The organism is Syntrophales bacterium (assembly GCA_030655775.1).
GTDB lineage: Bacteria > Desulfobacterota > Syntrophia > Syntrophales > JADFWA01 > JAUSPI01.
The window spans coordinates 1-9854 of the sequence record JAUSPI010000177.1 but is presented as its reverse complement, the minus strand read 5'-3'; the positions used below and the strand labels follow the sequence as shown (position 1 = coordinate 9854).

Below are 9854 nucleotides of genomic sequence, written 5' to 3'. Positions count from 1 at the left end.
TCACTGGAAGCTCGGTATCGCAATAGGATACATCGTGTCTTCGATCTTTATGTCAATTGGGATACTCGGACTGCTGGCAGTCTTCCTGTTTGGCTTCCTGGTTGAGCCAGCCGCGTTCATCCTCTTGCCGGTATTTTTGATGTTTCTTGGAATCGGGACATGCGCACTTGCTTCTATAAGAAAATCTCAAAAAATGCTGAGGCCTTATAAAAAAGTTAAAGATCCTGTAATACATGGGCTACAGGGAACGAAACGTAACAAATGACTATTCGCTAAACCGAAGAATAGGCTATAAAAATAGGAGGAGTAGGAGATGGATTACAAGACAGCTTCAGAAGTTTTTGGTATCCCTGTTGCAGCGTTTCGCCGAATGAAGAAAAAGAGCCTGATTGACGGTGATAAGGATGAAGAGAAAGGCGAGATATGAAGTTAAAAAGATAGTCAAGGATGACCACTGAATAAGCCAGTTTCAATTCAACAAGATAGTTTAGGTATGCGGCACACGAAGCAAGCTTCTTAGTGCCGCAGAAGTCATCCCTGATTCACCATCAAAATCGGAGAACCCTTGAGAAACATAGGTTTATAATGTTTTATTTGTAGTACTCAGGTGCAAGCAAAATTACTGCAAGACCTTATTACTAAAGGAATTCGTAAAATTAGGCGGTGGATTTTGGTCATATAGCCAACCGTGCCAATTAGTGTTAAAGATATAATAATGCCTTACCAAAAATGCAGATTTTCAATCTTGCCAAAAATGCCATTCCCCCATCAAACATACTCCACATCCCGAAATATTCCTAAAAGACCCGAAAAGCACAAAAAAAGACCCGAAAGGTGCAGAAAAAGACCCGAAAGGTGCAAAAAAAGCCCTTTGGTGTTTTTGATATGGTGGCAGTCATGTTCATATAAAGCAGATGAATCATTTTTATTTTTTCACAAGAACGTGAGGTATCAATATCTTTTTCCATTCTGGAGTCACAGCAAGGATCTAATAGGCATAAGAACTTAGTCAAAGCAACATTGTCATAATGAAGTCACATTTGGTGTCCTCTAACGACACGAAATGTAATTAAAACATAATTTCCTGTTGACTATGTTATTGTTTAAGTGCTAAATGTGCTATACGGAAGCACATTATGAATCTGAAAAATAACACAAAAATGAAAACCCTTGGATCTCAGGCCGCCCATCTGGTCACCACGCTCTACGAGGAATATAAGCTGATCTTCCGCTTGGAAGATGTCCAGCGAATTCTTGATCTGGAAGAGGCCTCTGCCCGCAGCTTTACAAGAAATCTTGTAAACAGGGGCGTAGTGACGCGGTTGAAACCAGGCTTGTTTATTCTCGTGCCCCTCGAACTTGGAAAGGAAAGGGAATATATGGGCAACCCGCTCATCCTCGCCCATGAACTTATTGAAGGGAAAGACTATTATCTTTCTCATGGTACCGCCATGGAAATTCACGGGATGGTCACCCAACCACAGCTTGTCGTACATGTAACGACACTGAAAAAACGCCGGCCAATTAATATCCTGGGTACCGATTTTAAATTCATCACCTGTAAGAAAGAGCATTTTTTCGGCATGAGCGAACAGTGGGTGAGTAAACAGGAAAAAGTGATTGTAAGTAACATGGAGAAAACCATTATTGACGGTCTCCGGCAACCCGAGTACTGTGGCGGCATTACGGAAACGGCTAAGGGAATATGGATGCGCCGACAGGATCTGAATACAGATCGGCTTATCGAATATGCGCTAAGGATGGACATTGGCGCTGTCATCCGCAGGCTGGGTTATATCCTGGAAATTTACGGAATCGGTTCCCGGGAAAACCGGAAAGCCCTCCAGGGGCTTCTGACAAAAAGCTATGTTAAACTTGATCCGCTTCTCCCGTCTGAAGGGAAGTTCATCAGGAAGTGGAGATTGCAGCTCAATGTGTCGCCCGACGAACTCCTATCCGTGGTGAGGACATAATGATACCTCAGCGAAACCTGTCTTTACTATCGAATCGTCTCGCCCGGAAAGGCGGACGCCGTATTCCGGAGGTTGTTCTTGAAAGGGACTATTGCCTATCCTGGTTTCTGGTGGGGCTTTCAAAAACACCCCTCACAGATCTCCTTGCCTTTAAAGGCGGTACGGCCATCAAGAAATGTTACATCCCGGACTACCGTTTTTCTGAAGATCTCGATTTCACCCTGCGAGAAGATGTTTCTTTTGAAAAAATTGAGGAGTACCTTGCTCTTGTTTTCGAATATATAGAGCGGGCATCGGGAATCAAACTTCGAATCAGCCGATATGATCGACATTCACATGAGAACTGTCATACCTTTTTCCTCGGATACGAAGGCCCTTTACCAAGTGCCTCCGCTAAAGAAGTCAAAGTGGATATCACAATAAATGAAAGAATCGTCTTTCCCATAGCATCAAAACCCGTTCTCAAAGCATACGATGAATACGAGGATCTGCCAGAGAAGGAAAGAATCGGGGTTTATTCGCTCAACGAGATCGTATCGGAAAAAATCGTCGCTCTTCTTGACCCGGCAAGAAACGAGCCACGCGATCTTTACGATTTGTGGTATCTCATAACCAACGGTCATGTAAATCCAGCCGATTTAATTGAAGCGGTTGAACTGAAAATGAAATTCCGGGGAAAAGAACTGACCGATGTCAAAGAGAATTTTATCTATAAAGAGGCCAGGTTGAAAAAACTCTGGCAAACCCGTCTGTCTTCCCAGATAACACTCCTGCCCGAATTTGAGCGGGTATTTCGTGCGACATTGCGTGAACTGCGACAGGCGAAATATTATTAAAATCTGTTTCTAATAATTTCCTTCTCTATTGTATTTTTCGAAATTGAAACAATGCCTCGTTTCCATCTGCATATAGCAAAGTTGCCAATCAGATCAGCAAGTACACAGATAAGTTGGCGAGTAAGAGCAATTCAACAGAGGCGGTCATGGTGAAAAAGAAAGCCTTCGATCTGGTTAGGTCCGGGAAGCAGTCTGCGAGTGTTATGAAACTGATACCAGGGCTATAAAAGCCCTTTTCCAAAAACAAACCCTAATAAAGATAAAAAGTCTCGATATGGGCCATCCTCGTGAGCCGTGTGGGGGAGGTTGAAGAAAGAGCCGTTCCTGTTGCGCTCATGCGCTTGTCATTTCCCGGAACAGATGGAAAATGACCCCCCATCCTTTCCTACAAATGTTTTTACCCGAAAACGTGAATAATCGTGTAAAAATGACGGTAGAAACCCCTGGAAACCCCATTTCCGGCCCCATAACCGACATTTCAATCAGCAGAATTACACGATTACCCTAAAAGAAAACGGGTAAAAGTGAGAGCAAACATCAAAAAACCGTTAAGCCCGTTTTTGGCACTATTCTAATCTCACAAAATCCGTAAAATCAAGATAGCATAAATTTAAAATATCGGAACTGGATTCAGCATATTCCCTTGTCCGAGATTATCTTATCAGTATTTATCCATATCTTTTTCTCTTTATTCTTTCTTGAAGTATTTCGAATCTTTTTTTTGATTGATTTTGGTAAAAAATCTTTAGGTATTTCCCTTCCCCCTTTTTCCAGCATATGTTTTGCAATATAAAAATATTCACTTAAGTAATTGTTTTTATTTTGGTATCTTTGCAACTCCAGCAATAAGTTCCCATGACAATTACGTAGCTTGGCGTGCGACCCACATGGACATGGAATATGTCCGCGGTAATTATTGTCTGCAAGTATCCTTAAAAAGCCAACAACCATGTAATTGCTATCTACATCGAACAAATTTTTGTAATATTCTATTATTCCTTCAACACCATGAGATAGTTCGCCAAACGGCATTTCCCCGTATTCTTGCAAAAAGCTGTGAGCATAGAGGTAAGGTATAAGCAAATCTTCAACAAATCCCACCATGGATTTTTTTTGAAAGAATTTCTTTTTCACCTCTACAGGCGAAGACAAACAAAGTATTCCGTTATGATGAACATGATAGTCCTTCGAAATTCTGCCACCTACCTCTTTTACGTTTGGTGGGGAGTCTGGGTAATTTCGAGGGATATTTATTTCAACTTCGTATTCATCTATGATAGAAATCTCATTATAGGTTGCAGAAAAGGCCAATTTCCCATTTATAAAAAATTCGTCGCCAGACCCTCCGGCAATATACAAACCTGGATACTTTTTTTGCAGTTCGGAAAACTCAGAGTCAATCAGTTTTTTTCTCGTTTCAGTATCAAGCATCCTGCCACTGCCGCCACGGTTTACTAGGATTTTGTATCTTAACTTCCGGTATTTGATCATTAACTTTCAAATTACTTGAACCGAACGCGGAAAACGCTGTTTGGACAGTCACCATTCCGAATGAAAATTTCATAGACTCCGAGATTTCTCGAATGTTGTCTTTTTTCATTATCGAATCCAAATCTGATTGAACTTGGAGTAACCAATTTCTAAATGACTCTTCGAGCTTCGGGTTTTCGTTCCATTTATCACCAAAATTTTCGTCGGGATTAACTGGATTTGGAATCCAGATAGCACCATTTAACCTGCGAATGTAATGAGGCATACCTTTAACAATATTGGTGATAGCATCAAAAAGATCTGCTTCATTGTTGTAAGAGTGTGCGGCAAGAGTAGTTATTATGATGGAAATGGGCTTATGTTCCTGATCATTTTCGAACATAATGTCCCTATGTCGCTTGAGAATCTGGATTGCCCTCTGAAGAGGGGTTTTAACCCGGTATTCCGGCACATCTTCTATGCTAATCCGCATTTCCTCCGCAAGGAGCATTTTCCTGGCCTCATATTGAGTTTTCATTTGCTCCTTAAACCACGCTGCATACCCTTTCGGATTACTCCGTGGCCAATCATCATTACACGAGTCGTAATTCTGACTTGTATTATCCGTTATACAAATAGCATATTCAGTCCATTCTTTTGGTACACCCAAAATTTGCAATTTTTCCTTTAAATTTATGTCATCAGGAACAGAAGGAAGAATATCCAGGTGAAACTTTGACCCATCTGCATAATTTAGAGTCCAGCAACGTCTTCCTTCCTTATCAAGCATTCCTTCATATGTTTTATTATCCTTTAGGCGATCACCAACCATCTTCTTTAATCGCTTTTGGGTTACATCGCCTGATGAAAGGTTTAACTCACAAACGAGGTCAATATCATATTCATCTTCATCACTAGTAGGCTTCACGACGGTACCCAGTCGAAAAGATCCTTGTGGATATATTTCAGGCTCAAAAGGGTGAAGTTTGGAGTCCTCTTTATTGAGCCATTTTCCGACTGCTTGGTAGCGTTCGACTGCTTCTTTAAATTGTGCCTCTGGAATATCAAGCGCATCTGATAATCGCTCCATGAATTTGCTCAATTGTTTTTTTGTTTTATCAAACATCGGTACATACCTCTCTTTTAAGAATATATTGGCTTGTATTTTGCTGCCTTGTGTTTCATGAAAATTTGCTTGAATTGTGGTGAAAAGTGACGGCTCTCATGTGCAGCCTTGGCGAGCAGTTCCTTTTCGGAAAGCTTGTCAAGTTCGAAAAGTTCATCAGGCACCTTAGGATCAACACGTATCACTTTGTCTTTTCCGAGTAAATGTTGTGCCTGTGTAAAAGCACCAATACTTTGACCTCGCAGAACAACATCAATGCATTGCTGTTTCCATTGCCATCGACCTCCACGGTTTAATTTTCGGGGACGTCCTTTTATCTCGTCTGTGGTTCCTAAGCTAAGCACCCGAATTGCAGATAGTGGTATATCAAGCAAGCTTACAGCTTCCACGATACCCACCATAATTGGGTTGTTCGCCCAGACCCCTCCATCGACTAAGCGAATATGATTGACACCCTGAAAAGAGGGGAAATAGGTCGGGGCGGCACTGGTCGCCATTGCAACCTTCCAGATTGGCACCTTGTAGTCACGAGTTAGTCTTTTATGATGGGAGGTTTTGAAGAGATAGACATCATCTTCCCCAATATTGTATGAAGGAATCACCAAGCGTTTGCAACTATCAGCAAGGAGCCTTTCTTCGAAACATTCTTTCAGAGCCCTTTCTAGCGGGCCAGCATCATATTTGTTACAAATGCAGTGTCGAAACCAACGTAAAATCCGCCTGAGCTTCATAGACTTATGTCCGTCAAAGATATCAGGACCTTTCTTTACGTAAAACTGAACCACTTCCCTTGGGCTCATCCCCACCCCCAATCCTAGGGCAATAATCCCACCTGTCGAAGTACCAACGATAAGATCAAAGTGTTCTGCAGCGCTGACTTTGAGGTCTTCTTCCAAATGGGCCAAAACTGCGGCCGAAAAAAGCCCTTTTATTCCACCGCCATCGAACGATAGTATTTGAAATTTTTCAGACATAATATTTTCTTCCCTGTTTCCTGTATTATTAGGAATAACTTTTACCTTGTGATGAATCTCAGATATAAAGGACAATTCTTCACAATCAGTAAATCCTTAAATAATTTAATTATTTCTTGTCTTTTGGCGGACACGGATCGTGTCCGTGACTGTCCGCCCTTGAGATTCTTCCGTTTTTGTTGTGAATAATCAGCTCCGTTCTTTGGTTCCGACTTACCTCTCTGGCTCGATCGATAGCATCTTGTTTCCGGTCGAAATGACCGGATGAACGATTTGATCCTCCTTTTTTAATGTTCCAGCCACCATTAGAATCTGGAACGATGTGATGTTCTTCTCTTGCCATATTTACCCCCTAACAATTTTTTTACCATCACTCTCTGTGCACGATTCCAAGTGCGGGCATATTCACGATGTCACAGACAAGTATTCGCATTCGATTCCGTTTGACACGGTGTATGGATTATGCATAATAAAAACCGGACATTACTTTATGTTAACATCAGCATCACATATTATTTTATGATCTCATTATTTATAATCCGGCAAATTAAAAAATTTGCCACTGAGTGACGATTTTTTTTCCATCTCGGTTTATTAATTATAGGGATGCAAAAGTGATGAAGGATAAGGTCCTCAATCTTTTAGAGACAGCCGATTGGGAAGATATTATTTTGAAATTGACTTACCATGCCGTATGGAGGGCACGTCGTTATCCTTGGGAAACACGAAACGCTGGTTCGCTTCCAAGAGGAAAGACACCAGAAGATATTGCTTTTGAGGCCATTGAGAAAGTATGGCAGGAAACAAGAAGCTGGGACCCCGACAAGTATCCAAACTTGCTGACTCACTTAACGTGGATCGTAAACAGTGACTTGGAACATCTTTTTTCTTCAATGGAGCATAAAAAGACTATACATCCTCACGCGCCGGATGATGAACAAGGTATGACAAATGTTCTTGACAATTATCCAATACCTTCTCAAACGATAGAGGGAATACATACTCCTGAATATGAACTGATATCGCGTGAGAGGGAAATTCTCGAGGAAAAGGCAAAAAACAAATTATATGAAATGGTTAAGGGTGATAGCGATCTCGAATTGCTCCTTTATTGCATAGAGGAGGGATTTAATAAACCGCAAGATATAGCGGCACAATTGAGTTGGGAAGTATCAAAGGTAAATAATCTAAAGAAAAAACTCTTAAGAAGGATAAGTAAAATAAGCGAATACTTACAAGAAGAAAATCGATAAGAGAATGAGGAATAGACATGAATCCTAAAAAAACTGAAGTCAGAAAAGGATTTATAGAATCCCTTTCTAATTTTATGATCGATTCCGACGAACTAACACGAGAGGACTTGTTAGAAGCGTTAGCGGGAGAGGGAATTGACACGGCTGAGCTAATGAAGAAGGTAAAAGAAATCGCTGAAAACGAATCTGCAAAAATACGATTGGCATGGCGTGAAAAAGCCGCAGCGAGGCGTTTAGAACTTGAAAGACAATTAGAATTAAAATCATCCCAAAATATTACACAGAAGGCTTCTGACCTATGGGGAAAAGCCAGAAAAATCATCTCAGGTTCTTGTGGAGTTGAAGCCCAAAAGTATGCAGAAACATATTTTCGAAACAGAAATTCAATTTCAGAAAAAGACCTTGAGTCACTCTTGGAAGATATGGACAACTTGAAAATTTTAGAAAAATTGAATGAGAAAGAGGAGCAGTAAACTTTGGTGACTGCCAACAAATTAAAGCCATCAATGAAGGCCGGGGAAATTATAAAAAGGTTAAAAATACGAGACCCCTCAGAGATTCATATCCATGACATCGCCATGGAGCGAGGCGCTCTAGTCAGAGAAAAGATTTTAGAGTCATCGGAAGCTTGGTTGGTGAGAAAGGGACGGCTTGGCATTATTACTGTAAGTACAAGAATACCCGAGCAGGGACGCAAGAGATTCGCAATTGCACATGAGTTAGGTCATTTTGAACTTCATCAAGACTCACAATTAATCATATGTACTGAACAGGACATGTTCCAATGGAACGAAAGCAAATCACAAGAAATCGAAGCAAATGATTTCGCTGCCAATATTCTGATGCCAGAAGATATCTTCTCCGATCATATCGGGAGTGAGTCACCAAGTATAGATATTGTTGCAAAACTAGCCGATGAATTTAGGACAACATTAACAGCAACAGCTTTAAGATACGTTCAATTATCTTCAGAACCTTGCGCTATAGTAATTAGTGGGGACAGCTCTGTCAGATGGTATAAAAAATCAAACAGTTTCGAGTTTCATGTAAAGGTCGGAGAAAAATTGAGTCCAAACACATATGCTTTTGACTTTTACGATGGAGTTGAAATGCCTCTTAAGCCAGAAAAAGTACCGGCCTCCGCATGGATAGCAGGTAATGTAGATGAAGAAGCAGATATAATGGAACACTCAGTAGCACTTAATCGTTACAATGTTGTGCTATCCCTTCTCTGGATACATAAAGAAATAAGACCCAAATACCGTCGCTACGATGAAGATGAGCCAGAACATGACCTAACTAACCCGTTTACACCTGATGGTAAAAGATGGCGATGGTAACGTGTTTACTTGATAGGAAACAATCTAAGAGTAACAACAGCATTTATGCAAAAGCATGACTTCTATTCAATTCGTTGTATTTTTTACAAATGATAGCAGTGCTTACTGATGAAAAAATCGGCATCTATGTTTTTAAAGATATTCGGATGACAAAAGAAAAAATGCTGGAGATAATTAAAAAGCTTTTGAACACTGATGATAATCTGAATTTCTTACTGCGATTGAAGGGGGACGAACTCAAGGTATTGGTGGCATGTATAAGGGACAGGGTAGATCAGGTAGGAAAATAATTACACGTAGTATACCAACGGGAGGAATCTATGAACAAATCTGATCTGATAAATACACTGGCTCAAAAAGAAGGCCTGACAGAAAAGCGGGCAACCGACATTGTAAATCTGATTTTTAAAAAATTCACTGACACACTTGCAAACGGCGACAGGGTTAAGATCAAAGGATTCGGAAATTTCACTGTCAGAAACTATGATGGTTATGATGGCCAAAACCCGAGAACCAAGCAGGAAATCAAAGTAGCACCCAAGAAACTGCCTTTCTTTAAAGTCGGAAAAGAGTTGAAAGAGAGGGTGAATTCCGTGGAATAGAGAACCTTATTTATTGTCGAGGCAAAGATCTATAAGGGCGATCTCGAATTGCTCAAAACGTTTCCATTCCGAATTTAAATCCTAAAAAAATTCACGCTATCAAATAACTATTAATAATGCAGGACAGGAATCTGAATTGCAGACTTGCGTTTGGGATCTGTAGGCTCACATCAGCCTAATTTTACCTAAAATACCAGATCACATCGCATAAAATCAAGCACTTATGATTTTTCACTTGGTGTTCACCTTCAAAACGTGTAGGCACACGAATATGATTATT

12 protein-coding genes are annotated in these 9854 nt (G+C 40.6%); 8 read left to right on the top strand and 4 right to left on the bottom strand.

Features of this window, described 5'->3' with window-relative positions; genetic code table 11:
- From Q7J27_09505 to Q7J27_09495, 3 genes are all read left to right on the top strand, one after another.
- Positions 1-265: hypothetical protein (locus Q7J27_09505; GenBank protein MDO9529382.1), on the top strand; the 265-nt coding region annotated here is incomplete at its 5' end.
- 871 nt (positions 266-1136) lie between these two features.
- Positions 1137-1973 (top strand): hypothetical protein, encoded by an 837-nt coding sequence (locus tag Q7J27_09500; protein MDO9529381.1) that lies wholly within the window; start codon positions 1137-1139, stop codon positions 1971-1973.
- Positions 1973-2809: a nucleotidyl transferase AbiEii/AbiGii toxin family protein gene (locus Q7J27_09495; protein ID MDO9529380.1), complete on the top strand. Its 837-nt coding sequence runs from the start codon at positions 1973-1975 to the stop codon at positions 2807-2809. The genes Q7J27_09500 and Q7J27_09495 overlap by 1 nt, the downstream gene beginning before the upstream one ends.
- 630 nt (positions 2810-3439) lie before the next feature.
- Here the strand turns inward: Q7J27_09495 and Q7J27_09490 are convergent.
- The 4 genes from Q7J27_09490 to Q7J27_09475 form a co-directional block, all read right to left on the bottom strand.
- Positions 3440-4168, bottom strand: coding sequence for an SEC-C metal-binding domain-containing protein (locus Q7J27_09490; GenBank protein ID MDO9529379.1), 729 nt, complete (start codon positions 4166-4168; stop codon positions 3440-3442).
- Between the two features lie 64 nt (positions 4169-4232).
- Positions 4233-5405, bottom strand: coding sequence for a nucleotidyltransferase (locus tag Q7J27_09485; protein ID MDO9529378.1), 1173 nt, complete (start codon positions 5403-5405; stop codon positions 4233-4235).
- Positions 5406-5422: 17 nt separating this feature from the next.
- Positions 5423-6379: a CBASS cGAMP-activated phospholipase gene (locus Q7J27_09480; protein MDO9529377.1), complete on the bottom strand. Its 957-nt coding sequence runs from the start codon at positions 6377-6379 to the stop codon at positions 5423-5425.
- Between the two features lie 109 nt (positions 6380-6488).
- Positions 6489-6722, bottom strand: coding sequence for a DUF2188 domain-containing protein (locus tag Q7J27_09475; GenBank protein ID MDO9529376.1), 234 nt, complete (start codon positions 6720-6722; stop codon positions 6489-6491).
- A gap of 274 nt (positions 6723-6996) precedes the next feature.
- Here Q7J27_09475 and Q7J27_09470 point away from each other — a divergent pair, with 274 nt between their 5' ends.
- The 5 genes from Q7J27_09470 (at position 6997) to Q7J27_09450 (ending at position 9574) form a co-directional block, all read left to right on the top strand.
- On the top strand, positions 6997-7632 hold the full coding sequence (locus Q7J27_09470) for a hypothetical protein (protein MDO9529375.1): 636 nt from the start codon (positions 6997-6999) through the stop codon (positions 7630-7632).
- A gap of 17 nt (positions 7633-7649) precedes the next feature.
- Positions 7650-8105, top strand: a complete 456-nt coding sequence (locus tag Q7J27_09465; protein MDO9529374.1) for a hypothetical protein — start codon at positions 7650-7652, stop codon at positions 8103-8105.
- 6 nt (positions 8106-8111) lie between these two features.
- Positions 8112-8972, top strand: coding sequence for an ImmA/IrrE family metallo-endopeptidase (locus tag Q7J27_09460; protein ID MDO9529373.1), 861 nt, complete (start codon positions 8112-8114; stop codon positions 8970-8972).
- Between the two features lie 89 nt (positions 8973-9061).
- On the top strand, positions 9062-9262 hold the full coding sequence (locus tag Q7J27_09455) for a hypothetical protein (GenBank protein MDO9529372.1): 201 nt from the start codon (positions 9062-9064) through the stop codon (positions 9260-9262).
- A 30-nt stretch (positions 9263-9292) separates the two neighbouring features.
- Positions 9293-9574 carry an HU family DNA-binding protein gene (locus tag Q7J27_09450; protein MDO9529371.1) on the top strand — a complete coding sequence of 94 codons (282 nt, stop codon included), beginning with the start codon at positions 9293-9295 and terminating at the stop codon, positions 9572-9574.
- Positions 9575-9854: the final 280 nt, after the last annotated feature.